Below are 25,506 nucleotides of genomic sequence, written 5' to 3'. Positions count from 1 at the left end.
GATCACCCTCGAAAGATTGTCGCGGGCGTCCTGCAGGATCAGGAACACGGCGCGGGCCTGCGCCTTGGTCATCTCGTTTTTGAGGATCAGCGCGTCGCTCTGCATACGCAGGACGCGCTGCTCCATTTCGATGGTGGGCGAGCTATGAACCAGCTCCAGTGTCATGGGGCTTCTCCCTGTACGCATCGAGCGCGCGGGAGACCTGACGCAGCGAGTACGTCAGGGCATCCTTGGTCAGCACCAGCTGGCCTTCGGCCCACGCCTCGAAATCGGGTTGCAGATGCATCGCGTTGACGGCACGCAAGATCGCGTCGGCGTGCCACCTGATCTCGTCGAGGCGTGGGCCGATCCGCTGGTCCCACTGGTCGAGGCTGATGCCCATGCGCGTTACTCCAGACCGCGCATGCCCCAGAGACGCGGGTCCGCAATCGCACGACGACGCCGCAGCGCGCGGCTCATCACGACATACGTGGACGCAGGAAACGCTCCTGCGCGACCCGGCCAGTTCTTCGCGGTGTTGATGTTCGTGTCCGTCAGGACCGCCACCTTCGACAAACCGCCGAGGTGATCGACCACTGCCTTCGCGGTCGTCAGTCTGCGCATGCTCGACCTCAGTTCGCAAGCTGCGATTGCTATCGAACTCAGTTCGAATTTGTGACGGAGGCGGAATTGCGGCGGGATTAAAAGGACGGTCGAGCTAGAAATTCGTACTCATTGCGCAGGCGCATTAAGTGCGATACAACTTCGCGCAGGTTGCATAACCTATGTGTATACCAGTTATAGGTATCTTTCTGCACACACGCGCTGGGGCGAGATTGCATGAAGAAGATCAAGGGCTTCGAGAAGGACGCCGACGCGTACAAGGCGCGGCTGAGACTATTGCGAGAGGTCGTTGCGGCAGGGAGCCAGCAAGTCTTTGCCGACAAGATCGGCATCGACATGAAGCGGTGGAACAATTACGAGCGCGGCTACCCGATCCCGCGCGAAATCGCCTTCCTTCTCAGGGAGAAGCTGAAGGAACCGCTCGCCGAGTGGCTGTGGTGGGGACTGGACAAACACTTATCCCCGCAATTCAGAGCCAGCCTGAAAACCGCCGAGCAGCGTGCAACGGCGCGCGCCAAGGCGGAAGCTGAACTGGCGGCAGCGAAAAAGCAGGTCGAGCTGCTGAAGAAGAAGGTTCGAGCCTAGATCGAACGCGGTTGCGCTTCGTACTTAGTACGATATACGCTCCCCGGCTCTCAACAAGAGAGCAAGGGGAGTTTCGTCATGGACGCATACGCTCGCCAATCCGACACACACAGAAATGAACGCGACCGCATCGCCGCCTTGCGCGACGAGATCGAGCGGTCGGCCACGCGCATCTATCCGGCGCATCCGCCTGCACCGCAGCAGCCCATGGTGCAGCCACCCACCTACGGCGCGCCGCAGCGCGACGCCATCAATTCGCTGGTCGATAAGGTCGTCGGCGATGTCTGCGACCGCATCGTCGAATTGAAGAAGCAGCTCGACGCCCTGCAGCAGCAAATCTTGGTCGGCGGCGCCGCCACCAAGGTCACCCTCAACGAGCAGATCGACGCCTGCATGCGCGTCAACGACGAGACCACCCGCATCGGCGATGCGGTCGGGGAGATCGCCGACCGGCTGCTGAGGCTGTGACCATGACGCGGCATGATCCCTTCATGGGCGTCGGCGATGTCGAGGCGCCGACCCCGGCGCCAGCCCCGACGAAGCCCGCGCGCCCGCTGAGCCGCGACGAGCGCAAGGGGCTCAACTGGTTCAAGGCGAACACCCCGGCCAGCCCCAGCGCGAAGGGGCTGCCCAAGAGCGAACACCGCGCCGTCCTGATGGCGCGGTGCCTGATCGAGATCAGCCCGGAGCGCAAACGCTACGACCCCATCAGCTACTCGATCACCGGCAAGGGCATCGAACACCTCAAGGGGTGGCACTATGACTGATAGGTCCACGCCCCCCTGGACATCGAGCGAGGTGGATGCGCTCAACCGCTTCCAGCGGCTGGGCGTGTTCCACCCGTTCACCTGTCCCGACGCCCACGACGGTGCCGACCGCACCCTTGTGGCCACGCACAGCGGCTGGATGTGCTGCCACTGCGACTACCGGCAGGACTGGGCGCACCGCTCGATGCTCGCCCCCGAGCCCCAATTCGGCTCGCCAGGGGGATCGCAAAGTCCGCACCGCGATCTCATCCTGCACCTCGACCGGGTCGCGCGGCACCACATCGCCTACCCGCAGGCGGCCGACGCCCTGAAGCATCTGCACGACCACCTGTCGGCGCTGGCGTTCTGCGAGGAGACCAACCAGCGCGCCGCAGGCGGCGCGCTCCCCACCGTCTACAAGCGTTAGGAGGGCCGCCCGTGAACGACCGCGACCAGAGCACCAAGACCGCCACCAACGAAAACGAACGCACCGACGAGTCTGCCTCCGGGGTGCGGCCCATGCTCAACGCCGAGCAGGTTCTCGCGATCATCCCAATCAGCCGCACGACCCTGTTCCGGCTGGAGCGTGACAAGGTCTTCCCGCAGGGCGAGCCGATCACGCCGCACCGCAAGCTGTGGTTCAAGGATGAGGTGATCGCGTGGCAGCGGGATTTGCGCGACCCGAAGTCCGCGCTGTCACAGGCGATGAAGGCTCGCGCAGGAGGCCGCAAGCCCGGCCGCCCGCCGCGTACGCTGAAGGCGGTCTAGCTTTTCCCGGTGTTTTGGCGGTTAGCTCGGTGCTGTCCTAATTAGGACGCCCGCTGCGACGAAGCAGGACACTTGATTTCGGGCGGATGCTGATTTTAATTTATGCTGCCGGGGCTGGCATTTCATCACGAACAATTATTGCAACCGGCAGGGGCCGCCATAGCGCGGCCCCTATCATTTGGATAGAATGAAGTGCTAGCCGAGCGCGCCACTCACCGCGTGCTCAGGCTCCCAGAGGCTCCAGTCTTGCCAGCCCCGGACTGGAGCCTTTTGTTTGGGCCGCCAACTGAGGCGGCCTTAGTGCCTGCTGATTGGCTCAAATCTATCGAGCCTGGTTGCGCCTTCCCAAAGCTCTACCGCGCGCCCGTCTACAAGCAGCTTGGCTCGTTGCCGAGCTTCCGCCTCGTCCTCCACCACAATATCAACTCGGAGCGTTATGTGCCCCGCGCCATCGATTAAATATGCGCGAAATTCTCGCATGTTCCCGCTCCAAAGCACCACCTCATTCCGAAGCAGGAACGAATTTAGAAATGATCTAAGATCACGTCACTATCAAAATTAGCCTACTGCACATTCAAATTTCGCACGGAGGTCGTCCGAGACGAAAAGCGGTTTAGCTTTCCCCTATGTTTTTGGGATCGCGTTAGCCCACGGTTAGCCCGAGACCATCTAGCGCAAAAAATATGCAATAGTATCAACTAGTTACGATGATTGACTAAATTGGGAGCCAAAAGTTAGGCATAATCGCGGCCGACAAGCCCCCCCTTGAGGTATCCAATGACCGATCTTTTCGACCTGGAGCGCTTCGTTAGGGCCCAGGACCCGGTTTTTCGCGACGTCCAGGGGGAGCTGGCCCGGGGCCGGAAACAGACTCACTGGATGTGGTTCGTCTTCCCGCAGATCGCCGGCCTCGGCTTCAGCGCCATGTCGCAGCGTTACGCCATCGGCTCGCGCGCTGAGGCCAGAGCCTACCTCGCCCACCCCGTGCTCGGTCCGCGACTCATTGAATGCACCACGCTCGTGCTTGCCGTCGAGGGACGCACCATCAACGCGATCCTCGGCGCGCCCGATGACGCCAAATTCCGCTCGTCGATGACGTTGTTCGGCGCAGTCTCCGACGAACCCGTCTTCGACCAGGCGCTCGCCCGATATTTCGCAGGCGAGCGCGATGGCGCGACGCTGGAGATCCTCGCCAGGCTCGATCGGCCGGCGCGCTAGCACGACCTACGCCTAGACGAATGGACGCATGCAGACCGAGCATGGCGGCCGGCAGCGTAAACTCCGGATTAAGACCGGCTGCCTATCGTTTGCGCAGAATAATTTTCTTCCCCGCGCCAATTGCCGGACAGATCATGAAAATCGGTACGCTCCTGACCACCGCCATCGTCTCGCTCTCGACCGTCGGCGGCGGCCTCGCCGTCTACGTCGCCGTGACGAAGTACCAGACGATGGACAGGATCGCCGAAGCGCAGGGACGGCTCGCGATCGTCCGCGCCGCCAGCGACATCCCGCGCTACCTCAACCCCGAGCGCGGCTTCGCCACCAACATCCTCTACGGGCCCGCGACCTTCGACCCGGCGCAGCTCGCCGAGCACGACAAGCTGCGCAAGCAGACCGACGGCGCCCGCGACAGGATGAACGCGCTGCGCAAGGAGCTGCCCGGCCCGTTCGACGACGGCGCCACCATCGGCAGCAACATCGACGGCATCAATTCGAAATTCACGGCGCTGCGCGAGGCCATCGACAAGGCGATGGCGGGACCGGCGGATGCCCGCAAGGACGCGGCCAAGAAGATCGTCGGCGACAACGCCGTGCTCAACGCCAGTGTGACCGCTCTGCTCAACGAGCAGGTCCGCCGCATGGCGATCCTCAATGGCGACGCCTACCGCCAGGCCAGCTATGCCAACGTCGCGATGACGCTGCGTGACGTCGGCGGCTTCAACTCCAGCCTGCACAAGAATCTCGTCGGGGGCAAGAAACCGGCGACCGACGCGGAGAAGGCCGACATCAGCCGCTCGCAGGGCCGCAACGACCAGATCGTGATGACGCTGCAGGAGCTGCGCGGCAATCCGGCGACGCCGGCGAACGTTGCCGCGGCGCTGGAGAAGTTCAACTCGATCTATATCGAGGAGTTCGGCCGCGAGCTCAAGCTGGTGAAGGACGGTGCGATCAGCGGCAAGTACGAACACGACGTCGACACCTATTACGCTGCCACGCAGCGCGGCCTCAGCACCATCATCGACGTCCGCGACGCCTTCTACGACAACGCTGAACAGATTCTCGCCGGCGCCTCCTCCGCCGCGCGCACCAGCTTCACCATCGCCCTCGCCGGCCTCCTCGCCGTGCTGATCGCCAGCGCCGGCCTCATCGTGATGGTCCGCCGCCGCGTCTGCGCCCCGATCGTCAGCCTGACGACCCGGATGTCGCACCTTGCCGACGGCGACGTTGCGGACGAGATCCCCGGCGCCGAGCGCTCCGACGAGATCGGGGCGATGGCCGCCGCCGTCCAGGTGTTCAAGGACAACATGATCCGCGCCGACCGCCTCGCGGCCGAGAAGCAGGCCGAGAACGACAGCAAGATGCGCCGCGCCCAGGCGCTCGACGGCCTCACCCGCGCGTTCGAGGCCAAGGTCACCGAGCTCGTCGGCGGCCTGTCGAAAGCCTCCTCCACCATGGAGAGCACCGCGCAGTCGATGACCTCGACGGCGGCCCAGACCAACAGCCAGGCCGCGGTCGTCGCCGCCGCTTCGCAGCAGACCTCGACCAACGTGCAGACGGTCGCGAGCGCGACCGAAGAGCTGACTTCCTCGATCTCCGAGATCGGCCGTCAGGTGGCACAAAGCACCGAGATCGCGGCCCGCGCCGTCGACAACGCCCGCCGCACCGGCGACACAGCGCGCACGCTCGCCGAGGGTGCCCAGAAGATCGGCGACGTCGTCACGCTGATCCAGAGCATTGCCGAGCAGACCAATCTGCTGGCGCTCAACGCGACCATCGAAGCCGCCCGCGCCGGCGACGCTGGCCGCGGCTTTGCGGTCGTCGCTTCCGAAGTGAAATCGCTGGCGGGCCAGACCGCCAAGGCCACCACCGAAATCTCCGAGCAGATTACCGCGATCCAGTCCGCAAGCGACGAGACCGTGAACGCGATCCGCAACGTCGCCGACGTCATCGCTGAGATCGACCAGATCGGCACCGCGATCGCGGCTGCGATCGAGGAACAGGGCTCGGCAACCCGGGAGATCTCCCGCAGCGTGCAGGAGGCCGCGCGCGGCACCCAGGAGGTCAACACCAACATATCGGGCGTGCAGCGCGCCGCCGACGACACCGGTGCGGCCGCGAGGGAGGTGCTGGGCGCGGCCGAGCAGCTCTCGACCCAGTCGCGCGACCTCGCCGGCCAGTTCGACCGCTTCCTCGGCGAGGTCAGGGCGGCGTAACTGCACCCGGATTCGTAGCCCGGATGGAGCGAAGCGTAATCCGGGATTCGCACCGCGGATAAAGCGGCCCCGGATTTCGCTGCGCTCCATCCGGGCTACGGGACGTCAATAAGGCGGCGCCTTGCGCGTCCGCTGCGCCTTGGCGGCCTCGATCCACCACAGCAGGTCGTCGGCAAAGCGCGGGAACGAGCGCTCCAGTGCCTTGCCGCCCTCGCCGATCGGCTCGTTCTCGGCCGACAGCGTCTGCGCGATCGGTCCGACGCCGATGGTGCTCGACACCACGACCATGCCCATCTCCGAGAGCGTGCCATGCCAGGCGGTCGAGGCGCGTGCGCCGGACAGTCGGCCGGCGGAGTAGCTCACGATCGCGGCCGGCCGCCAGAACCACTCTTCCAGGAAGTGATCGGTCAGGTTCTTCAGGCCGGGCTGGATGCCCCAATTGTATTCGCCGGTGACGAAGACAAAACCGTCGGCGCCGCGGATCTGCCCCGCCAGCTTCTCGAGCGCCTCGGGTGCCGTCCCCTTGGGATATTCCTTGTACATGCGGTCGAGCATCGGCAGGCCGATCGCCTTGGCGTCGATGAACTCGACCTCCTCGCCGCGCTGGCGCAGGCGATCGATGACGAAACTCGCAAGGCGGACGCCCATGCGATCGGAACGGTAGGAGCCGTAGAGGACGAGGATGCGATTACTCATGGCCGGCACGCTAGCACGAATCAGCGGTACGGCCTCAACCGATTTGCCGCGCTACCGTTGTCGTCCGAGCTCCAGCGTTTGCGACGGCGTCTCGCCGAACTGGTCGCGATAGCTTCTGGAGAAGTCGCTGAGATGCCAGAAGCCGAACGCCAGTGCGACGGCCTTGACGCTGTCGGCACCGGCGAGCAGGCGCTGGCGCACCAGCCACAACCGGCGCAGGCGCAAATAGCGATGCAGGCTCATGCCGCGATAGCGGCGGACGACGTCGTGCAGGGTGCGGACGGACAGGTTGAGCTTGCGCGCGATCTCCTCGCTGTAGATCGGCTGCGAGAGGTCGTCGGACAGAAGCGCGCGGATCTCCCGGAAGATCGTGAAGTTGCGCTCGTCATTGGGACGCAGGGTCCATCGCGCGGGAACGACGCTTTCGAACGCGTCGTCGACGGCGCCAAGCAGGGACTCCTTCATGGCTGCGGCCTTCAGCGGCACGTCCGCGGCACCGATGGGCTCCGACGCAGCAGCCAGCACCTCGCGAACCAGGCTGCGCAGCCGGTTCAGGCTCGCGGCCGTTGTTTCAAATATCTTGAAGCTGGATGTCGCGTGCGGCCAGCCGCGATCCGTCACCTCCGGCCTGAACACCACCGAGGCAATTTGCCGCTCCACCTCCTCGATGGTGGTGTAGGCGGCGCCGCCGCTGCCAATCACGATGACAGGTCGGGCCCGCTGCGAGCCATTGAAGCGGATGGGCACGTTGAGCTCGTCCATCGTGAATCCGATGGCGGTGCAATTCTCGACGAGCTGCGCGTCGACGACGCGGGGAAACGCCCGCGTGAAATTCACGTCGCAACCGGGCAGCGACAGAATGGTCTGCTCGGCCGAAATCCTCCGTACGAAGGGCGTGAACTCGAAATTCAGGCCTCGTATGGCATTTCGAAATTCATCGACGTCGGAGAAGCGAAATACCTTGGGCGCAATATCGTTCATGGCAATGTGAAACGTCGCGTCGTAACCAACGCGTGTCCGGCGGCGATGCCGGCCCGAGTTTCCCCCTTTCGGTTGTCCCGTTCGACCGAAAGAATCATCCTAATTCGTCTCGTTCAGTTGGCGAGGGTCCCGTTCAAGGACAAGTCGCCGCATCGAGTCTCGCCGAATTTCGATAGCGTTTCCAGCGCCGCCAGCGGTGCGCTGATACCCCGTCGATCAAGCTCTAAATTTCAAATTAACGCCTGTCAGGCGGAATGAAGGTCATTGGATTGTCGCGATTTTTTTGAGTCAGGCCCCTGCCATGATGGCAAATTTGCCTGCTGATATTCTGGTTGAGCTGGAACAGGCGGTCGCGACGTGCCCGCCGGACCGCTGTGCACGCATCCTATCCGGCATTGTGCAGTTGCTCAGTGGTAGCCGCGACCGGCCTCAGGAATTGCTCGCCGGCGTGGTTGACGGCGTTCTGCTGCGCTTGACGGAACGCGTCGAGGCCAAGGCGCTCGTTCAACTCAGCACCGCGCTTGCCGAGCTCAAGGTCGCCCCGCCCGAGACATTGCAACGCCTTGCCTCGCACGACGACCCGGACGTGGCCTGTCCAGTCCTCCTCAAATCGCAGGCAGTCTCCGCCACCGATCTCGCGACGATCGCGGCCTCGTGGGGCGAGCGGCATCAACGCGCGATCGCCGCGCGCAACTCGATCGAGCCTGAAGTGGCCGAGGCCCTGATCAAGCGCGGCGGCCCGATCTGCCTTGCGCTGATCAAGAACCCGGGAACCCAATTCTCCGAGGCAGCTTACGCCGCGCTGATCGCCAGGGCCGATCCGGACGACGAGATTGCCAAGGCGCTGGTGCTGCGGCCCGGCACGCCCGACCTGGTCGTCCGGAAGCTGCTCTCCCAGAAGGCGCCGGCCCCGAAGGCGCCGGCCAAGGCCAACGCATCCACCATTCCGCCTGCACAACGCGCCGCGCCGGTTCCGCTCAAACTGCCCTGCCCGGCCGACTATGCGAGCGCGAGGCCGGAGATCGTCGCCCTCAGCCGCGTCGGCAAGCTCAACCATTCCACCGTCAACCGCTTCACGATCCGCGGCGAGACGGCCAATCTGTTCACGGCGCTGTCGGTGCTCTCGGGCGCTCCGATCGAGATCGTGGAGCACGTCATGACCAATGACGATTGCGAGGGCCTCGTCATGGCTTGCCGGGCCGCGCGGCTGAACTGGGCCACTACGCTTGCGATCCTGAGCAACCGCAGCGGCTCACGGCTCTCCTTCGTCGAGCGCGAACGGGCGCAGCAGATTTTCGAAACGCTTCTCTTGTCGACCAGCCAATGGACAGTGCGCTGGGGGGAAATTGCAGCGAGTGCCAACCCAAGCGATGCGGGACATCGCGGCACAAAAATGGGGGTTAGCCGATGAGGTTCGACGGTCGAAAGGCGCTTCGCGTACGGATGGATCACAAGCAGGCCGTCAATCTGATGGGCTCCGATGGCACCTGGCGACGCAGTTGCTTCCTGCTCGACGTGTCGCAAAGTGGCGCCAAGATCGAGGTCGAGGGGACGCTCGACGTGCTCCAGGCCAAGGAATTCTTCATGCTGCTGTCATCGACGGGTCTTGCCTACCGGCGGTGCGAACTGGTGTGGATCGACGGCACCATGGCCGGCGTGCACTTCATCACAGCAGACGGCAAGAAGAAGCCGGCGAGCGCAAAGGCGGCCGCCGCGCCAAACTCCACGCCGAGCAAATAGGCTCCAGAATTCATCGAGCTCATTCAATGCCATCATAGTCCCGGTCCGCCGTGCAGAGTGCCCGAAGCATATCCAGCCCCGCCAAAAGCGACGGCGGCGTCCGAACGACGGAAGCGGTTCGCCCGTTTGTCCATGTGCTGGCCGATTCGTCCGACAAACTGGCGGGCGTCTGCTCGGCCCTCGAACGGCAATTTACCGTCGCTGGCGAACGACTCGATGCGGAAGCCAGGCTGTCGCAAGTGCCATTCGCGGTCGTGGTTCGCGCGGAGCTGCGTGACGTCGGCACCATCGCGGCCATCAAGAAGCGCGCCGGCAAGATGGCGAAAGCCACGAAGCGCATCTTCCTCGTCGAGCACTCGTCCCACGTCGGCATTTCGCAGGCCTACGCACTCGGCGCCACCCTCGTTCTTCCCGGGGCTCTCAACAAGAGCAAGCTGCTGGCAGCGCTGGCTGATCCGGCCGAGCCGACCTCTGCTGCCTCGAGTGACGCGGCGCAACCGGACGACGCCGTCGAAACCGCGGCGACCGCCATCGCTTCGATGTTCCCGGCCGTCACGCTCGGCGAGCCCCTCGACGTCGACGGCACGAAGGAAGCGGGCCGCAGGATCGCCGACCGCATCACCGAGCACGGCTTGTCCGAATGGCTTGCCACCGTGCGGCGTCACCATGAGGGAACCTACCAGCATTGCCTGCTCGTGACCGGCGTGGCGATCGACTTCGGGCTGAGCCTCGGCGTCGGGCGAACCGATCTCGAGCGGCTGTATTCCGCAGCCATGTTCCACGACATCGGCAAGGCGCAGATTCCGCTTGCGATCCTCGACAAGCCCGGCCGCCTCGACACCGACGAACGCGCCATGATCGAGAAGCATCCGGCAGCGGGTTACGAGTTTCTGAAGGATCACGAGAAAATCTCGCCCGAGATTCTCGACGCCGTGCGGCATCACCACGAATATCTCGACGGGAGCGGTTATCCCGACGCGCTGTGCGGCGAGAGCATCAACGACATCGTCCGCATTCTGACGATCTCGGACATCTTCGCCGCGCTGATCGAACACCGGCACTACAAGCCGACAATGCCGCGCACCGAGGCCTACAACATTCTTTGCGGGATGACCGGAAAGCTGGAGAAAGCCCTCGTAACCTCGTTCAAGGAGGTTGCGCTCACGCGATGACCGCGCGGGCGGAGCGATCCCGCACGACCTCGTCACGAACCGCGCTTAGTGCGTGGCCCGGTATTTGGCGCGGTGCGGAATCGACCGGGAGGCCAGTCCATCCGCAAGCAGCTTCATGTCCTCGCGTCTGCCACTCCGGATCAGCTTGCCGAGCTCATCGGATGTGAAGGGAAGATTTGGATCATCATCAATCGGATACCGCGGTCGTGGACCGAAGAACCGTCGAACCAGGCTAGCCAGCCGCCGCATGTCGATTCCCTCGCGCCAGCAACAAACCTTTCACTCCGCGTATTGTTCCTCCCGCGCGATCGAGATTGCAAGAGGCCACTCACGACTCGGCCCAAAAATTTCAACGAGAGAATAATCTCCTTTCCGCCGCTTCAGCCGGCTCGCAACGTCAGCCGGCTGTGGGCATCAGTGACTTCTCGCGCTAGTCGGCAAAGCCGACATAACGCACGAAATCGTCGTTGCCCTCGCGATCGGAGCGAACGGCGTTCGCGGCGAAGCTGTCGTCGGGGTACCCCATCGCGACACATGTCATGATGACCTCGTCTTCCGGAATCCTCGCGACCTCGCGCACGATGTCGGAGCGCATGATGCCCTGCCCGTTGATCACCGAACCGAGACCGCGGTCCCAGGCCGCGAGCACGATGCCGTAGCAGAGCGCGCCGAGATCGAAATGGCAGACCGCGCCGGGATCCAGCACGCGGTCATAGGTCAGCACCAGCGAGACCGGCGCGTCGAACTGGCGGAAGCCGCGCAGCACCCAGTCCTGCCGCATCGGCTTGTCGTCGCGCGCGATCCCCATCGCGCCGAACAGCTTCTTGGCGATGTCGACCTGCCGGGTGCGATGAATGCCCTGGTATTCGCCATGGCTGATGATGTCGCGCTTGACCTTGGCGCCACCGACCATCTCCTCCATGTTGCGGCGGCGCAGATCTTCAAGCGGAGGGCCAGTGAGCACATGCACATGCCAGGGCTGGGTGTTCATCGACGACGGCGCGCGCTTGGCGCTCTCGATAATCGCCTCGATCACCGCGCGGGATACCTGCTGCTGCTTGAAACCGCGCACGCTGCGGCGCGACTGGACCAGCGTTTCGAATTCCAACTCTTGACCTCCCTGACCGTTCATTCCGCGGCATTGCAATTGTAACGCGTAACCGGTTGCCGATGCGGTACGCCAAATCTATGCTAACCCGCAAGCAAGACCAAGAACCCAGCGAGGACCCGCAAATGCCCGCACCGCTCGATCCCGTCATCGCCCAAATCATTCCGCTGCTGCCGCTGCGCGATCCCACCACGATGACGCCACAGAGCGCGCGCGATGCCTTGCGCGCACTGGCTGCCTCGCGTGCGGAGGTGCCCCCGCCACCCCTCGACACGGTGCAGGATATCAAGGTGAAAGGCAGCGCCGGCCCGCTCGATGCACGAGTCTATCGCCTCGGCCCCAATCCTGCGCCAACCGTGGTCTTCTTCCACGGCGGCGGCTGGGTCGCGGGCGATCTCGAAACCCACGACCGGCAGGCGCGCAATCTCGCGATCGAAACCGGCGCGGTCGTCGTCTCCGTCGATTATCGGCGCCCGCCGGAAACGCGTTTTCCCGGCGCTTTCGAGGACGCGTTCACCGCCGCGAGTGACATCTTCAACCGCGTCGCGGAATTTGGCGGCGACGCAAAGCGTCTCGGCGTTGCCGGCGACAGCGCCGGCGGCAATCTCGCAGCCGCCACCGCGATCGCCTGCCGCGATGCCGGCATCAAGCTGGCCGCACAATTGCTGGTCTATCCCGTGACCGACGTCGTCGGGGGCTACGCGGATGCGCGCGAGAACGCGCCCTATCCGTCACGCACCGAGAATGCCGACGGCTATTTTCTGACACGCGCGACGATGGAATGGTTTTGCGGCCACTATCTCGCCGATCCCAAGGATGCCGCCGACTGGCGGGTCTCGCCGCTCCGCGCCGCTTCGCTCAAAGGGCTCGCGCCCGCGATCGTGACCACCGCATGGTTCGATCCGTTGCGCGACGAAGGCGCGGCCTATGCCAAGGCGCTGGAGGCCGCCGGCGTCCGCGTCAAGCACCATGAGGGCCCCGGCCTGATCCACGGCTATTTCGGCCTTGGCGATGCTTCCGCGGCCGCGAAGGCCGAGGCGCAACGCGCACGAGCCGATTTCAAGGCACTGCTCGCGCGCGGAATCTGAACCGCAGATGAATGGAAAAATCCGCGATGTCGGTCGTGGCGCGCATTGATCCTGCTTGATTGCGCCACGATTCGCGGCTCCAATCCGCTCGGTAATTTTGTCCTAGGGAGACACCCATGATGAAGCGGATTTTTCTCGCAGCGATCGTCGCCACCTTTGCAGCGGGCTCGGCCTTCGCGGAGGACACCTGCGAGAGCAAGGCGGTCGGTAAGGACGGCAAGGCACTCGCCGGCGCCGCCAAGACCTCGTTCATGAAGAAGTGCAAGGCCGACGCCTGCGCGCCCAAGGCCGTCAGCGCCGACGGCAAGCCGCTCGCCGGCGCCGCCAAGAACAGCTTCATGAAGAAGTGCGAAGTCGGCGCGTAAGGGCGCTGCTGGTTCGCCACTGCTGCACGGACACTCTGCAACTCCGTCGTGCCCGGGCCAGTCCCGGGCATCCACGTATGTGTGTCCGTGCGGCACAGATCCGATGGCCGGACCAAGTCGAAGGCACGCACGTCCTCTGGTAACGTCGTCGTCAAGCCGCTCGAATTAACCACCAATTCGATCCAATTTTAATAAGACAACAACGCTGCTTGTTAGCGTGAGCCGCACAGATCAACGTGCGGGAATTGCCGTTTTCCGGATATCGGCGGGACCGGGAAAGTGACTTCGTCGAGTGCGATCGTCCTTCATTGGGAGCATCTCGCCATGATCGAACGTCGTGCAATGAAGCGCATACCGATCAACCGGGCCGCACGGCTATCGTTTGGTGACATCCACGGGACTCATCCGTGCCTGGTGCGCGATATCAACGCCTTGGGTGCCCGCATTTCCACGCCGTACTACGTATTTGCCGACGAGTTTGTGTTGTCGTTCGACGGCCATTCCGGAATTTTCTACTGCCGCGTCGTATGGAGAAAGGGGACGCTCTGCGGCGTCTCCTTCCTCCTGCGTCGTCGCTCGCCGAAAGCAGCGAACGATTCCGGCGCGCGCGCGAATGTGGTGCGACTTGATCGCCGGCTCGTGTGCCGCGGCGGGGTCTTTAGCCCGGAAGTATCGACCTGACTCCTCGCCCGCGCGGGTGCGTATTGCAGCGGTAGGGCGTCGCGAGGTGACCGAATGAAACGCCGCAATTTTGTCGCGCTTCTCGGCGCTACGGTCGTCATGCCCCTCGCGGCCCACGCGCAGCAACCCGCGGTGCCGCGGGTTGGCTATGTCTGGGGTGGCGTTCGCGGGACGGACTTGTACTACCAGACCGGCTTCCGTCAGGGACTTGCGGACCTGGGATATGTCGTGGGGCGCAACCTGCTGCTCGAAGAACGCTACGCCGACGGAGAGCCGGAGCGCGTTCCCGCATTGATCGCTGAACTCCTCACGCTCAACGTCGATGTTCTCGTGACTCCAGGCACACCAATTTCGCAGGCTGCGCAACGTGCAACGTCCACGGTGCCGATCGTCTGCATGAGCGGAGATCCGGTCAGAGCCGGTCTTGTGGCGAGCCTTGCCCGACCAGGCGGCAATATCACCGGGCTGTCGCAGCTCTCGGGCGAATACGGTGTCAAATGGGTGGAACTGCTGAAGGAGGCGGCACCGAAAGTGCACCGTGTCGCAGTGTTGTGGAATCCTGACAATCCGACGACCGCCAACCAAGTCGAACTCATGCAGAAAGCGGCGCCCGGTCTCGGTATCGAGCTGACGGCTCTCTCGATACGGCGCGCGGACATCGACAACAGCTTCGCCGCGCTTGGGGAGAGAGGCTTCGATGGTCTCGTCGTCACCGACGATCCATCGCTGATACCCCTCGTTCCCCGCCTGATCGAGTTCACTGCAGAGCGGCGCTTGCCGGCGATCTATCCATTCCGCGACTCGGCTCAGAGAGGAGGACTGATGTCGTACTCGGCCAACCTTTTCAAACTATGGCAACGCGCTGCAGGCTATGTTGATCGCATTCTGAAAGGGGCCCGTCCGGCGGAGCTTCCCGTCCAGCAGACGACGGATGTGACCCTGAATATCAACCTCAAGACCGCCAAGGCCCTCGGTCTCGACATTCCCATGACGCTGTCCGCCCGAGCCGACGAGGTGATCGAATAGCAACGGAAATGCTGCGCGCGAAAATTGCGCTTGGCAGACTGTCGCCGGGCGCATCAGTATGGGGTTGATGAACGCAAGCGGCCGCCTGATCGCCTCGCCTGCGGTTGCTGCCAATACGGGTTCTCCACGCACATCGCGGAAAGTCCGATCGCCGACGCTCGGCACTGATCCCATGACGTATAAGCGCATTCGAAATAGGTGCTGCCGCCCCACTCCCATCTCTGAAGGCAGACGGGATGGCTGGGATCGTAAGTTTGGGCTGTAGCCGAGGCGATCGCCAGGATCGCCGCACTGCCCAGGATCAGCCAACGGAGCATCCGCATCGCCGCCTCCTCCAAATGGATCATCCAAGCTTTCCGGTTCGACCGCCGCTCATGTGGAGACAGGAGGCGCTTGCGACGCTTTTGGCTCCTGCGTCGTCGCTCGACGAAAGCGGCCAGCGATCCGTCGCGCCCATATCGGCACCTCAGCGCTCGCCCCGGGCCGGCGGACATAGCTCATCCGATAAGTGGCCCTGAGCCTTGCTCGGAAAGACCCTGCAGCCGCCATCCAGCAATATCACTGGTCTTTCCGCATTGCTCGCAAATCAGGTGAGAGCATCCCCAAGCTCGTCCCCGCTGAACGTTCTCGCGGGAGGCTTCACATCCGCAGCGCGGGCAAGCTAGCGCCGCGCGCCCGCATCCAGGGCTTGCGAGCAAGAAACTGGCGAAGTTCGATACGCGGTCGACGATCCTTCTGATCAATTTGGATTATCCAAACGACGGCCCCGGACTTGGGTTGAGTGTGAGGTTCCGGGACCGTCATCGAGGCGCGGACCGCAGCCCACCCGCGCACTGCTAGTAACGTGGATGTCCGCGCGACGAACAATTGTCTTCTGGTACAATCCCACTGCGCGTCATCATGCCCGCTAGCGGGCATTGCGGTGCTTGGAGCCGATAGCCAATCCTGGCCCAGCAGCGAAACATTGATGCCTTTCAACCAGGTCCACTTGATGGGCCGCAGCGCACTGGATTTCTCGCGCCGGACTCTTCGCATTTGCCCTGCACCGAAAACCTTTGATCTGGATCAAGGAGTCGAACTATCGATGCAATCTCAACTTGGGCGATAGGCGACGCTCGGAACCATCCACGTCTGTCACATCAAATTCGCGAATTAGGGGGCAACCAACAGACCTGCAACGTAGTGGAGAGACCGCCATGGCCGTCAATCTCATTTCAGCTGCACAACAGCTCCTGACCCCTGAAGTCATTGCGCAGATTTCCTCCTTTCTTGGGATGGACCGAAGCGCGACGCAGAAGGCCGCAATAGCGGCCATCCCGACCATACTGGCCAGCCTGTCGGATCTGGTCGGAACCCCGGCCGGCGCCAATCAACTGTCAAAACTGCTGTCACAACAGCAAGCCAGCAATCCCATGGATATGTTGCGCAACGCCGGCGCCCCGGACCTGGCTCAGACGGGTTCGAGCATGTTGTCCGGACTGCTTGGAGGCCGAACCATGGATACCATGGCCCAGGCGATCGGCAGTTTCGCGGGAATGGGCGATGGCGGCGGCAAGTCGTTGCTCGCCGTGGTCGGGCCGCTGGTCCTGGGTATGCTCGGCAAGCAGCAGCATGACGCCGGGATGGATGCAAACGGACTGGCATCGCTTCTGCGCTCGCAGAAAGATCAGATCATGGCGGCGATTCCATCGGGCCTCAGTGATCAACTCGGCGCCGCGGGCCTGATCGACAAGGCACGCAGTGGAATGGCCACGGCCGCCGCCACAGGGAGCCGGATCGCCGGCGCGTCTGGCGCCACTGGCGCGCGCCAAGCCGCCATGGCCGCCGGCCGGTCGCAATGGCCATATTGGCTCGCCGCGCTCGTTATCGTTGCCGGACTTGCCATATACGCGCTTCAGCGTCCGACCGAGCCGACGGTCGCTCAGAATACAAACGTCACGCGGCCCTCAACCGGAACCGTGGGCATGGCGCCCGCGGATCTGACCGTTGACGGCGTGAATCTGGCGAACCAGGTCAATTCGTCCCTTGGTACACTGAAGGCTCAACTGCCAACCATCACCGATCAAGCCAGCGCGCAGGCGGCCCTGCCGAAGATCAACGACGCCATCTCACAGCTGGATGGCATCACGGCGCGAGCTGCCAAGCTTTCTCCGGAAGGACGACGCGCGCTTGCCAAGCTGATCGTCGCGGCGGCGCCGGCCATCAATGAGATGTGCGACAAGATCTCGGCGACGCCGGCCGGCACGATCGCAAAGCCCGTGATCGACAATCTTCGTGCCAAGCTCGATGAGTTGGCGAAAGTCTGAGACGTCACACGCAATGAACTCGCCACACTGCAGCGGCGGGAGGTGTTTCGCAGCCTCCCGTCCTGCAAGATGAAAGGAAAAGACTCCATGGCCGACAAGACCAATTTCACCAAGGACGAATGGGCGCTCCTCCTGAGAAGCCCAATGAATGCGGGAATGGCCATTACGGCTGCCGAGCCGAGCGGATTGTTTGGCCTTCTGAAGGAATCGTTCGCCGGCGGCACCGCCCTCGCCCAGGTGGCCACCGACCCCAATGCCAACCCCTTGGTCAAGGCTGTGGTCGCCGACTTCCAGACGAGCGACGGCCGGACGGCGGCTCATGATGGGTTGAAGGCAGAGCTCGGAAAGAGCTCGCCGGCCGAGATCAAGACCAAGACGATCGCATCGTTGCATGAAGTCACGGCGCTGCTTGCTGCAAAAGCTCCGGGTGATGCCGCGGCTTTCAAGGGCTGGCTGCGTCAGATTAGTCAAAAGACGGCTGAGGCTGCATCGGAAGGCGGAGGGTGGTTCGGCGGGGGTGTTCAGGTCAGTGACGCCGAGAAAGCAACCCTCGGCGAAATCTCCAGCGCGCTTGGCATCTGATCTCGGTGGGCCGCACGGCCCACCTCTACGCGCCCTGCACCATTGGTTTACTGGATGACGGAGCTGCTGGCTTCCCCAAGGCCAGCGGCTTTTCTTTGCGGCGATGTGCGGGCAGTTGGGCAAATTCTCGTTGCGCATCGGCTGGGCGCTGACCGAAGTAGCAACTCCGCTGCCTTCCACAGCAACGTTGACATATGTCAAAGCCGGCAATTCCTGGAACCGAACTACTCCAACCAGCTGAGGCGCTGGGAGGCCATCATGAAACGATGGAGCGGTCAACCTGCACTGCTCGCTGCTACCGCGATTGCTGCATCATGCATCGCACTCGATGGTGGAATTGAATCTGCGCATGCGAAGTTCAGTCGGATAACGAAGTCGGCGATTGTCCCTGGCGCAACGCCGCGGGAAGTGCATGACCATACCCGCGACGCAAACGGTTCGCCAAACGCCAACGACCTCCCCTCGCTTGCCACGAAATCACCCCGACGGCGTCAGCGCGCAGCAGGGCAAGGCCCGAAAGCTCACGGCGACATTCGGCGCGCAACGCATCGGAAAAGCAAACATCAGCATGCATTTCATAAAAAACATCCCAGAAGGGAAACCCCACTGTTTGGGCTTGCGAGTTTCTACTCGGAAGACCAGATGACCGCGAGCGGCGAGAGGTTCAACAAGCATGCGCTGCATGCGGCGCATCCGTCCTTGCCTTTCGGAACGCGCCTGCGCGTGACCAATGTCTTGAACAAAAAGTCCGTGATCGTAAGAGTCAACGACCGTGGTCCATTTGTTCATGGACGCATCATCGACGTTACATCGGGTGCGGCCCAAGCCCTTGGAATGATCAAGATCGGCGTGGTCAATGTCACGCTTGAAATCGTTCGATAATGACCGCCCATTTCATGTATCGACGGCGGCCGGGCCGTGATCAAAACGGCGGGAAAGGACTGATTTGGAAGTACACGGCCTAGTCCCTCTTGAACCGATAGTCGAACGCCCCATCCAGTGGCTTGATCAGCCCGACCGTCGGCGCCGGAAAATGGATCGGCAGGATCAGCGTGTCGGTGTCCGCAACGGAGGCGAAGAACTTTCGCCGCGACACCGCCGACTGCCTGGCATCCCAATCCGGCTTCGCCGACCAGTCCGGCTCGCGGCACTGGATCTGGTGATGCATGAGATCGCCCGCGACCACCGCGCGGCTACCCCTCGAAAAGATATTCACGCAGCAATGACAGGGTGAGTGCCCCGGCGTCGGCGTCAGCGTGACGGTGTCATCGAGCGCGTAGTCGTCGTCCACCAGCAGCGCCTGCCCGGCCTCGACGATCGGCAGGCAGTTGTCGCGGAAGACGGTGCCGGGCGGGTTGTTGCCTTTGGCATTCTCCGTCTCCCAGGCCGCGTACTCGCCCTTGTGAAAGACGTACTTTGCATTCGGAAACGTCGGCACCCAGCGCCCGTCGCGCAAGGTCGTATTCCAGCCGGTGTGGTCGATGTGCAGATGCGTGCAGAAGACGTAGTCGATCTGCTCGAAAGAGATGCCGAGCGCGAACAATTCGTTGCGCCAGCGCTCCTTGCCGGGAAAGTCGAACGGCGGCGGATGGCCCTTGTCCTCGCCAGTGCAGGTGTCGACGAGGATGGTGTAGCGCGGCGTGCGCACCACAAACGTCTGATAGGTGATCACCATCATGCCGCGCGCGGTGTCGAACACCTCCGGCTCCATCGTCGGCAGATGACGGGCGAACACGCCCTCGTCATAGGCCGGGAAGAAATCCTGCGGCCGCCGCCACGGCCCTTCCCGCTCGATCACCGCATCGATGGTGATGTCGCCGATCCGGAGTTGCCTCATGGTTGTTCGCTCCCTCTTTGGGGAGGGAACGTAGCGGGCAAGACCACCGCGTTCAAGACGCGCCGGGCGCCGCTCAGGCCTGCTTCAGCAGATGCTGGGCAAACCCGGGCAGCGAGCGGAAGGCCATGTGCAGATTGTCGTTGAAGGAGGCGGTCAGATAGCCGTGGTTCTGCCAGGCACGGACAAGCGCTGCACGGCTGAAGATCGAGACGTGACCGTTGCGCGGGCCGACATACCACCAATTGACGCCGTGCGCCTCGAAATCAGGCGGCTGCAGCAGCGTGGAGAACAGCACGAGTCCGGTCTCCTTTGTGCTCGAGACGATGGCGGCGATGCCGGCCGTCGGATCGGGCATGTGCTCCAGCGTCTCGAAGCAGGTGACGATATCGAATTTCCCCTGCGGCGGCCGCGAGAAATCGGCCACGAAGGGATCGAAGGTCTGCGCCTCCAGGAAGCCGGAGCTGCGCAACGTCGTGCTCAGCAGGCCGCCACCACCGCCATAGTCAAGCACGCGCAACTCGGCCTTGCTGGCTCCAAACAGATCCTGCACCAGTTTTGCGCAGCTGGTCGGCCGGGCCTCCCTGTAGTCGGGATCGACCTCGATATAATCGTCGTTATAGATCTCGGTCTTGAAGTTCGCCTCGCTCCAGTCGTCGAATGCATCGGTGAACAGGAACCCGCAGCCTTGGCAGCGGTGGTAATAGACCGGCTTCCCCAACAGCGGCAGCCGCCTGCCGCGCGCTTCATTGCAGTGTTTGGCGAAGTCGACCACGCCGAACAGTGCGGCCTCTGCGCTGCAGATCTTGCACGGCAGAGGCGCCGCGGAAATCTCTCTCAGTTTGGTGATCATGCCCCGTTCCGCGACCTTCGCCCTGGAGCGGACCATCGCCCGTGAGGGTTGCGCGAGGCTTGCGCATGCCTGTGCGGCCGGGACCTTGATTTCGGTGTGACGTGACCACCGCCACGCCGCGTTATCTCAACGACGCACACACGTCGCCGAGGCGTCACACGCGCGTCGTGGGCCGCGCTCGATAATCCCCGCGTCATTCCAGGTCAAACCCGCGCAGGTTGCGCAGCAAGAAACATGGGGCCCCACGTGGACATGAAAGCGTTCTTCTCCCTGATCTCGTCGATATCGCTCGCCGCATCGCTGGCCGGCACCGCAATTCCGGCGCACGCCGATCAGGACGACAACGGCCGCGACCGCGGCTTCGACAATTCCAGGGATCGCGACCATGATCGGGACCATCATCACGGACACCGCTCACCGCCGGTAGTCGTCATCTCGCTCGACGGTGCAAAGCCCGATTTCATCCAGCAATTTATCGACGAAGGCGTACTGCCGCGCGACGGCGCTCTGGCGCGGCTCAGCCGCCATGGCGCGGTGGCGCAGCAAAACATCACGGCGTCGCCGTCACTTACCGCCGTCTCGCACATCGAGATCGCCACCGGCTCGACCGCGGTCCATAACGACATTCCCTCGAACACCTTCCAGGCGATCGTCGGGCCGGTTACGTCGAGCCTCAGCGGTTTTGCCGCGCCGATCGGCGGCTATCGCGAGAGCCCGCTCGGGCCCTCGCCGCGTCCGACGGCATTGCCGCTGTGGGTGCAACTGCGCCAGCAGGGCAAGAAAGTCGTCACTGCGACGTGGCCGGGCGGCGACGGCGCCGACATCTCGATCAACGGCACAGTGGTGCAACCGGCCCAGCCGATCCGCATCACCGACTACACCGTGCCGTTCGGCGCATTCGGCGGCATCGGCGCCCAGGGCTTTTCGCTCACATCGGCGGACTTCGCCGCCGATCCGGCCGTGGCCACGGCCCTCCAGGCGGCTGGCCGCTTCTCTTTCAGCCCGGTGCTGGCAACCTCCGCGCCGATCGAGACGTTCTCATGCGCATCCGCTCCAACCGCAACCTGCACCAACGCGGCTACCCAGGACATTAAATACGCGATCCGGGTTGCGGCGCTCGACACCACCAATGACAGCAAGGTGAACTACGACACGCTCGTGTTCTTCGACGTCACGCGCGGCATCGCGGCTGGACCGTTCAAGCCCCCGGCGACCGGACCGGCCTATGCGAAGTTCGGTGGCGAGAACGCGCCGTTCTTCTTCGACGGCAGCGGCGCCAAGGTCGGTGCGGCCTACTTCGTCTCGCAGCTTGCGCCCGATCTCTCGGTGGTGCGCTTCGCCCGTTACGGCGCCAACTTCATTCCGCGCAACGCACCGGTCCTGACCGACGTCGACGACATCAACAACAATATCGGCTTCTGGCGTCCGCAGGCCGACTTCCGCATTCCGGAGCGGCTGAGCCCGGGCTTCACCAATTTCCCGGACATCGAGATCGAGGCGATGTTCGAGGACATGGTCAAGACCTTCGTGCGCTATCAGGCCGATATCGGCGAGCGCGCCATCCTGAACAATCCCGACGCCGATCTCGTGATGGTCTATATCGAGCAACCCGACGGCTCCGAGCATCAGTTCCTGCTCACCGACCCGCGCCAGGGCACCAACCCGAAGGACCCGAACTCGATCGGGGCCAACCAGGACGCAGCCAAGGTCGCCCGCTACAAGTCCTACATTCGCTTCGCCTATCAGACCGCGGACAAGGCGGTGAAGCGGATCGCCGATGCAGCAGGGCCGGACAGCAACGTCATCGTCGTGTCGGACCACGGCTTTGCGCCGTTCCACACCTCGGTCAGCATGGCCAATATCCTGAAGAACGCCGGCATCGACACCACCAAGGTGGCGATCCGCACCTCCGGTCCGGCGGCCAACATCTACGTCAACCTGCAACAGCGCGAACAGGGCGGCGCCGTCGATCCTGCCACCTACAAGGCGCTGGTGACGCAGATCACCGAGGCCGTGAGGAATGCCGTCGATCCCAACCCCAAATTCAACGGTTCGCTCGAAGACGGGCGGCTGTTCACGGTGGTCGAGACCCGCCCGCTACAATGCGAGGCCGGGCTCGGACAGTGCACCAGCAAGACCATCGGTCAGGACTTTGGCGACGTGTTCGCGCTGATGGCCCCGGGGTACAATTTCGACGGCATCCAGAGCCCCGGCGTCGCGCGGCTCGGCGATGCTCCGTTCAATGTGGCGACGACCACGCTGTCGATGCCCAATTTCTACGGTGCCCACGGCCACGATCCCAAGCTGCCGGTGATGAGCGCGACCTTCATCGCCGCCGGCCCGCGGATCCGCGACACGACGATCCGCCGCATGCGCAATGTCGACGTGGCGCCGACCATCATGCAGATCCTGGGCGTCCGGCCGCACCAGGTCGATGGCGAGGTGCTGCGCGAGATTTTGCGCTAACGATTGAGGACCACAACGGATGGGCGCCGGTCGGCGCCCATCCCGCGAGTTCATTGCAACTCTCTCGATTTGGTTGTAGCCCGGATGAAGCGAAGCGTAATCCGGGGCCAGACCATCCGCATCGCACGAGCTTCCGTGCGGCACCACCCCCGGATTGCGCTGCGCTCCATCCGGGCTACGAATTGCGGCTACGACCGCAGCCCCGGCGCTTCCTGCCCGGTGCGTGCGACATATTCCGTGTAGCCGCCGCCGAACTGGTGGATGCCCTCCGGCGTCAGCTCCAGCACGCGGTTCGACAGCGTCGCCAGGAAGTGGCGGTCATGCGAGACGAACAGCATGGTGCCCTCGAAATCCGCCAGCGCCGTGATCAGCATCTCCTTGGTGGCGAGGTCGAGATGGTTGGTCGGCTCGTCCAGCACCAAAAAGTTCGGTGGGTCGAACAGCATCTTGGCCATCACGAGGCGTGCCTTCTCGCCGCCCGACAGCACGCGGCAGCGCTTCTCGACGTCGTCGCCGGAGAAGCCGAAACAGCCGGCGAGCGCGCGCAACGACCCCTGCCCTGCGGTCGGAAACTGATCCTCCAGCGACTGAAACACAGTGCGTTCGCCATCGAGCAGGTCCATCGCGTGCTGGGCGAAATAGCCCATCTTGACACTGCCGCCGACCGCCACCGTGCCCTCGTCCGGCTCGCTCGCACCGGCGATGAGCTTGAGCAGCGTCGACTTGCCGGCGCCGTTGACGCCCATCACACACCAGCGCTCCCTGCGGCGGATCATGAAATCGAGCCCGTCATAGATACGCTTGCTGCCGTAACCCTTGTAGACGTTCTTGAGCGCCACGACGTCCTCGCCCGAGCGCGGCGCCGGCGGGAAGTCGAACGCGATGCTCTGGCGGCGGCGCGGCGGCTCGACCCGCTCGATCTTGTCGAGCTTCTTCACCCGGCTCTGCACCTGCGCGGCATGAGACGCGCGCGCCTTGAAACGCTCGATGAACTTGATCTCCTTGGCGAGCATGGCCTGCTGGCGCTCGAACTGCGCCTGCTGCTGCTTCTCGTTCTGCGCCCGCTGCTGCTCGTAGAACTCGTAATCGCCGGTATAGGTCGTGAGCGATCCGGAATCGATCTCGATCACCTTGGAGATCACGCGGTTGATGAACTCGCGATCATGCGAGGTCATCAGCAGCGTGCCTTCGAAATCGTGCAGGAATTTTTCCAGCCAGATCAGGCTTTCGAGATCGAGATGGTTGCTCGGCTCGTCGAGCAGCATGACGTCGGGGCGCATCAGCAGGATGCGGGCTAGCGCCACGCGCATCTTCCACCCGCCCGAGAGCTTGCCGACATCGCCGTCCATCATCTCCTGGCTGAAGCCGAGGCCGGACAGCGCCTCGCGCGCGCGGCCGTCGAGCGCGTAGCCGTCGAGCTCCTCGAACGCGTGCTGCACCTCACCGTAACGGGCGATGATCTCGTCCATCTGGTCGGCCTTGTCGGGGTCGGCCATCGCGGCCTCGAGCTCGCGCAACTCGGCTGCGACCTCGCTCACGGGACCTGCGCCATCCATCACCTCGGCCACGGCGCTGCGGCCGCTCATCTCGCCGACGTCCTGGTTGAAATAGCCGATGGTAATGCCGCGATCGGTCGAAACCTGCCCTTCATCGGGCAGTTCCTCACCGGCGATCATCCGGAACAGCGTGGTCTTTCCCGCGCCGTTCGGGCCGACGAGCCCGATCTTCTCGCCCTTGTTAAGGGCGGCGGAGGCTTCGATGAACAGGATCTGGTGGCCGGCTTGCTTGCTGACGTTGTCGAGGCGGATCATGGGGTCTTTTTGGGGGAATGTTGCGTTGCAGCGTCATAGGCCATACGGGCCGCCGGGGGAAGCCCGGCCGGGCCCGGATTCCACCCCGCCAGACGCGAGCTTCCGTAATTCGTCGCGACGTTCCGAGCAATGCTTCGCGCCCGCTCGACGGCCAGCCCGCCGACCGCGTCCAGCCTGAAGCACGCCGTGCGAGCCGCAAGGCGTGTCGACCGCCAACGCCCAGCAGCTGACTTGCCGTTGCCACCCGTCAAGCGTCGGCGTGCGCCCCTGAGTTGACCTTGCTCGGTGTGTTTTCCCGCACCAGCAAGTGCCCCCTTGAGCGGAACCAGCGGCGGCTCTTCCACTGGTTGTTGAAAATGTCGGGCGCAACCGATTTACGGATTGTTAGTGGATTCTATCGTAAATGGTCCAAGAATATAACAACAACCAGACCGGGTTCCATTACCCGACCAAATCCATGAATGCATCTGCTTTCCTGATCGCGACGGCCTTTGGCGCAGCATTCCTTGCTGTGGAGTACAAGTGGTACTACCAGCCCGACATGTTCAATCCCCCCGCGGGTCACTTCAAATTCCTCCGGGTGTGGTCAGTCAAATTCCTCCACCCGCGAGGCAGGACAAGGGACTGTTAGTTTGAGTTTGTTTCCCGGGCAAGAGCTTCA

General features: G+C 63.4%; 27 protein-coding genes. 18 read left to right on the top strand and 9 right to left on the bottom strand.

Annotated elements, in window-relative coordinates; genetic code table 11:
• Nucleotides 1–142 precede the first annotated feature (142 nt).
• Nucleotides 143–382, bottom strand: a complete 240-nt coding sequence (locus QJT78_RS37795) for a hypothetical protein (RefSeq protein ID WP_028182188.1) — start codon at nt 380–382, stop codon at nt 143–145.
• A gap of 5 nt (nt 383–387) precedes the next feature.
• Nucleotides 388–603, bottom strand: coding sequence for a hypothetical protein (locus tag QJT78_RS37790; RefSeq protein ID WP_028152704.1), 216 nt, complete (start codon nt 601–603; stop codon nt 388–390).
• A gap of 216 nt (nt 604–819) precedes the next feature.
• On the opposite strand from QJT78_RS37790, the gene QJT78_RS37785 reads away from it, so the two are divergent.
• From QJT78_RS37785 to QJT78_RS37755, 7 genes are all read left to right on the top strand, one after another.
• Nucleotides 820–1,188 (top strand): hypothetical protein, encoded by a 369-nt coding sequence (locus QJT78_RS37785; protein WP_028152705.1) that lies wholly within the window; start codon nt 820–822, stop codon nt 1,186–1,188.
• Between the two features lie 138 nt (nt 1,189–1,326).
• Nucleotides 1,327–1,656 carry a hypothetical protein gene (locus tag QJT78_RS37780; RefSeq protein ID WP_155258039.1) on the top strand — a complete coding sequence of 110 codons (330 nt, stop codon included), beginning with the start codon at nt 1,327–1,329 and terminating at the stop codon, nt 1,654–1,656.
• A gap of 2 nt (nt 1,657–1,658) precedes the next feature.
• Nucleotides 1,659–1,955, top strand: a complete 297-nt coding sequence (locus QJT78_RS37775; protein WP_038944627.1) for a hypothetical protein — start codon at nt 1,659–1,661, stop codon at nt 1,953–1,955.
• A gap of 31 nt (nt 1,956–1,986) precedes the next feature.
• Nucleotides 1,987–2,361, top strand: a complete 375-nt coding sequence (locus tag QJT78_RS37770; RefSeq protein ID WP_028152708.1) for a hypothetical protein — start codon at nt 1,987–1,989, stop codon at nt 2,359–2,361.
• 11 nt (nt 2,362–2,372) lie between these two features.
• Nucleotides 2,373–2,702, top strand: coding sequence for an AlpA family phage regulatory protein (locus tag QJT78_RS37765; RefSeq protein WP_028152709.1), 330 nt, complete (start codon nt 2,373–2,375; stop codon nt 2,700–2,702).
• A gap of 777 nt (nt 2,703–3,479) precedes the next feature.
• Entirely contained in the window at nt 3,480–3,920 is a 441-nt protein-coding gene (locus QJT78_RS37760; protein ID WP_028152711.1) for a DUF1810 domain-containing protein, read from the top strand.
• A gap of 134 nt (nt 3,921–4,054) precedes the next feature.
• Nucleotides 4,055–6,136: a methyl-accepting chemotaxis protein gene (locus QJT78_RS37755; protein WP_028152712.1), complete on the top strand. Its 2,082-nt coding sequence runs from the start codon at nt 4,055–4,057 to the stop codon at nt 6,134–6,136.
• A 105-nt stretch (nt 6,137–6,241) separates the two neighbouring features.
• On the opposite strand, the gene QJT78_RS37750 is transcribed toward QJT78_RS37755, so the two are convergent.
• Both QJT78_RS37750 and QJT78_RS37745 read right to left on the bottom strand, forming a co-directional pair.
• Nucleotides 6,242–6,832 carry an NAD(P)H-dependent oxidoreductase gene (locus QJT78_RS37750; protein ID WP_028152713.1) on the bottom strand — a complete coding sequence of 197 codons (591 nt, stop codon included), beginning with the start codon at nt 6,830–6,832 and terminating at the stop codon, nt 6,242–6,244.
• Nucleotides 6,833–6,883: 51 nt separating this feature from the next.
• The gene (locus QJT78_RS37745; protein WP_038944625.1) at nt 6,884–7,813 is read right to left on the bottom strand and encodes an AraC family transcriptional regulator; all 930 of its coding nucleotides are present in this window, start codon (nt 7,811–7,813) and stop codon (nt 6,884–6,886) included.
• A gap of 301 nt (nt 7,814–8,114) precedes the next feature.
• Here QJT78_RS37745 and QJT78_RS37740 point away from each other — a divergent pair, with 301 nt between their 5' ends.
• From QJT78_RS37740 to QJT78_RS37730, 3 genes are read left to right on the top strand one after another with little or no spacing between them, the layout of a single operon-like run.
• A complete protein-coding gene (locus QJT78_RS37740) occupies nt 8,115–9,224 on the top strand; it encodes a DUF2336 domain-containing protein (RefSeq protein WP_038944624.1) in 1,110 nt (369 codons plus the stop codon).
• Entirely contained in the window at nt 9,221–9,553 is a 333-nt protein-coding gene (locus QJT78_RS37735; RefSeq protein WP_028152715.1) for a PilZ domain-containing protein, read from the top strand. The genes QJT78_RS37740 and QJT78_RS37735 overlap by 4 nt, the downstream gene beginning before the upstream one ends.
• A gap of 50 nt (nt 9,554–9,603) precedes the next feature.
• Nucleotides 9,604–10,725 (top strand): HD domain-containing phosphohydrolase, encoded by a 1,122-nt coding sequence (locus tag QJT78_RS37730; protein ID WP_038944623.1) that lies wholly within the window; start codon nt 9,604–9,606, stop codon nt 10,723–10,725.
• Nucleotides 10,726–11,155: 430 nt separating this feature from the next.
• On the opposite strand, the gene QJT78_RS37725 is transcribed toward QJT78_RS37730, so the two are convergent.
• Entirely contained in the window at nt 11,156–11,833 is a 678-nt protein-coding gene (locus tag QJT78_RS37725) for a nitroreductase (RefSeq protein ID WP_028152718.1), read from the bottom strand.
• A gap of 125 nt (nt 11,834–11,958) precedes the next feature.
• Between QJT78_RS37725 and QJT78_RS37720 the strand changes: the two genes are divergently transcribed.
• The 4 genes from QJT78_RS37720 (at nt 11,959) to QJT78_RS37705 (ending at nt 14,993) form a co-directional block, all read left to right on the top strand.
• Nucleotides 11,959–12,921 carry an alpha/beta hydrolase gene (locus QJT78_RS37720; RefSeq protein ID WP_028152719.1) on the top strand — a complete coding sequence of 321 codons (963 nt, stop codon included), beginning with the start codon at nt 11,959–11,961 and terminating at the stop codon, nt 12,919–12,921.
• 116 nt (nt 12,922–13,037) lie between these two features.
• Nucleotides 13,038–13,286: a hypothetical protein gene (locus QJT78_RS37715; protein WP_041957907.1), complete on the top strand. Its 249-nt coding sequence runs from the start codon at nt 13,038–13,040 to the stop codon at nt 13,284–13,286.
• Between the two features lie 324 nt (nt 13,287–13,610).
• Complete coding sequence (locus QJT78_RS37710) at nt 13,611–13,967, top strand: PilZ domain-containing protein (RefSeq protein ID WP_028152721.1); 357 nt, start codon at nt 13,611–13,613, stop codon at nt 13,965–13,967.
• A gap of 54 nt (nt 13,968–14,021) precedes the next feature.
• Complete coding sequence (locus QJT78_RS37705; protein WP_028152722.1) at nt 14,022–14,993, top strand: ABC transporter substrate-binding protein; 972 nt, start codon at nt 14,022–14,024, stop codon at nt 14,991–14,993.
• 53 nt (nt 14,994–15,046) lie between these two features.
• Here the strand turns inward: QJT78_RS37705 and QJT78_RS37700 are convergent, their stop codons facing one another.
• Nucleotides 15,047–15,310, bottom strand: a complete 264-nt coding sequence (locus QJT78_RS37700; protein WP_309248392.1) for a DUF3551 domain-containing protein — start codon at nt 15,308–15,310, stop codon at nt 15,047–15,049.
• An 879-nt stretch (nt 15,311–16,189) separates the two neighbouring features.
• Here QJT78_RS37700 and QJT78_RS37695 point away from each other — a divergent pair.
• The 3 genes from QJT78_RS37695 to QJT78_RS37685 all read left to right on the top strand — a co-directional run bounded on the left by QJT78_RS37695 (nt 16,190) and on the right by QJT78_RS37685 (nt 18,763).
• Nucleotides 16,190–17,299 (top strand): DUF937 domain-containing protein, encoded by a 1,110-nt coding sequence (locus QJT78_RS37695; RefSeq protein ID WP_038944622.1) that lies wholly within the window; start codon nt 16,190–16,192, stop codon nt 17,297–17,299.
• 87 nt (nt 17,300–17,386) lie between these two features.
• A complete protein-coding gene (locus tag QJT78_RS37690; RefSeq protein WP_212481123.1) occupies nt 17,387–17,881 on the top strand; it encodes a hypothetical protein in 495 nt (164 codons plus the stop codon).
• Nucleotides 17,882–18,139: 258 nt separating this feature from the next.
• The gene (locus QJT78_RS37685; RefSeq protein ID WP_240537707.1) at nt 18,140–18,763 is read left to right on the top strand and encodes a septal ring lytic transglycosylase RlpA family protein; all 624 of its coding nucleotides are present in this window, start codon (nt 18,140–18,142) and stop codon (nt 18,761–18,763) included.
• A gap of 79 nt (nt 18,764–18,842) precedes the next feature.
• Here the strand turns inward: QJT78_RS37685 and QJT78_RS37680 are convergent, their stop codons facing one another.
• Together QJT78_RS37680 and QJT78_RS37675 are read right to left on the bottom strand one after the other, a co-directional pair.
• Entirely contained in the window at nt 18,843–19,718 is an 876-nt protein-coding gene (locus QJT78_RS37680; protein WP_028152726.1) for an MBL fold metallo-hydrolase, read from the bottom strand.
• A 73-nt stretch (nt 19,719–19,791) separates the two neighbouring features.
• On the bottom strand, nt 19,792–20,568 hold the full coding sequence (locus tag QJT78_RS37675; protein ID WP_028152727.1) for a class I SAM-dependent methyltransferase: 777 nt from the start codon (nt 20,566–20,568) through the stop codon (nt 19,792–19,794).
• A gap of 252 nt (nt 20,569–20,820) precedes the next feature.
• Between QJT78_RS37675 and QJT78_RS37670 the strand changes: the two genes are divergently transcribed.
• On the top strand, nt 20,821–23,034 hold the full coding sequence (locus QJT78_RS37670) for an alkaline phosphatase family protein (RefSeq protein ID WP_193375978.1): 2,214 nt from the start codon (nt 20,821–20,823) through the stop codon (nt 23,032–23,034).
• A gap of 188 nt (nt 23,035–23,222) precedes the next feature.
• Here the strand turns inward: QJT78_RS37670 and QJT78_RS37665 are convergent, their stop codons facing one another.
• Nucleotides 23,223–24,845: an ABC-F family ATP-binding cassette domain-containing protein gene (locus QJT78_RS37665; protein ID WP_028152729.1), complete on the bottom strand. Its 1,623-nt coding sequence runs from the start codon at nt 24,843–24,845 to the stop codon at nt 23,223–23,225.
• Nucleotides 24,846–25,506 lie beyond the last annotated feature (661 nt).

This window comes from Bradyrhizobium sp. Mp27 (genome assembly GCF_029953005.1).
GTDB lineage: Bacteria > Pseudomonadota > Alphaproteobacteria > Rhizobiales > Xanthobacteraceae > Bradyrhizobium > Bradyrhizobium barranii.
Note: the sequence above shows the minus strand (reverse complement) of the source record. Positions and strands in the feature narration are given on the sequence as shown.